The 1,626-nt window shown below is 67.7% G+C and carries 1 protein-coding gene; it reads left to right on the top strand.

Annotated elements, in window-relative coordinates:
• Nucleotides 1-1,626, top strand: a 1,626-nt coding sequence (locus A8G08_RS07830) for an AMP-binding protein (protein ID WP_157108457.1), incomplete at both ends; no start/stop codon positions are given.

Genomic DNA, 1,626 nt, shown 5'->3' with positions numbered 1-1,626 from the left:
GAGTGGATGCTGGCCGATTACTCGGCCCCGCACGATGTCCTGACCGACCGGCTGATCAACGCCGCGGTCATCCGGGTGGGCGACGAGCACTACTACTGGTATTCCTGCAGCCATCACATCGCACTCGACGGCTATGGCGCGGTCATGCTCCTGAGCCGTATTGCCGAGCGGTATACCGCCCTGGTCGGTGGGGTGGAGCCAGCGGACGCGCGTATCGCGGACCTGAGAGCGCTCAACGCCACCGAGGACGAGTACCGCGGTTCATCTCGGGCCGCGAAGGATCGCGAGTATTGGCTGGCCAAGGCGGCCGACCTGCCGGCGCCGGTGACGCTTGCAGTGCGCGCCGGCGAGATGGACTCACGCTCCCGGGTCGCCGGCGGAGCGCTTCCGGCACGGCTCACCGAGGGACTGCGCGACGCAGCGGCTCGGCTTGATACCGCCGATACCGCGATCACCATCGCCGCACTCGCCGCGTTCCTGGCGAGGATGACCGATACCACCGACCTGGTGTTGAGCTTGCCGGTCTCGGCCCGCACCAACGCCGTGCTGCGTCGCTCGGGCGGCATGATCTCCAACGTCGTTCCGTTGCGATTCTCGGTTGGGGCCACAACATCGCTACGAGAACTGGTCAGCGCCGCGCAGCTGGAATTGACGGGCGCGCTGCGACATCAGCGCTACCGCGCCGAGGATCTGCGTCGCGACATCGGCAACGGATCCGCGCGGGGGTTCTACGGGCCTGCGCTCAACATCATGAACTTCGCCCCCGAGCTTGTGCTGGGCGAGCTCGCGGGACGCTTCCACATTCTTTCGACGGGCCCAGTCGAGGACCTGTCGGTCAACATCTATCCCAGTGAAAATGGCTGCCCCCGAGTTGATTTCGAAGGCAACCCGAACCGGTACACCGACGCCGAGCTACGCGCGCACTACGGCCGATTCCTCGATTTCCTTGCCGCGCTCCTCGACGCCGACCCGGCAACGCCCGTCGATCTCGCCGAGGTGCTGGACGTAGCGGAACGCGCCGCGCTCGTCCCCGCCACCGGTGGCGCGGGGCCGGATCCGATCCTGCTACCCGAGATCCTGGCGGCCGGTGTTGCAGCCAACCCCGATGGTGTGGCCCTGGTCGCGGGGGAGCGCACCGTGTCCTACCGGGAACTGGATGCGTGCTCCAACCGTGTCGCACGAATCCTGCTCGCACACGGCGCAGGACCGGAAACCTTTGTCGCGGTGGCATTCCCGCGCTCGTTGGAGGCGATCACCGCGGTCTGGGCGATCGCCAAGACCGGGGCCGCGTTCGTGCCGGTCGACCCGAACCACCCGGCCGAGCGCATCACCCATATGCTCACCGATTCCGGCGCGGGTCTCGGATTGACCCTGGCGGGCGTGCGGGACGGAATGCCCGATACCGACACGACCTGGCTGTGCCTCGACACCCTCGACACGCTCGCGGTGCCCGCCGAACCGGTCACCGATGACGAGCGAGTGTCCTCGCTTCGCACCGAGCACCCGGCCTACGTCATCTACACCTCGGGATCCACCGGACTGCCCAAGGGTGTCGTGGTCACCCACACCGGCCTCGGATCCTTCACCGCGAACGGGCGCCCCGAACTGGGCACCACCCGCGACTCA

Source organism: Aldersonia kunmingensis (assembly GCF_001646865.1).
Classification (GTDB): Bacteria; Actinomycetota; Actinomycetes; order Mycobacteriales; family Mycobacteriaceae; genus Aldersonia; species Aldersonia kunmingensis.
The sequence above is the reverse complement of the archived record's forward strand: the minus strand, read 5'-3'. Positions and strand labels throughout refer to the sequence as shown.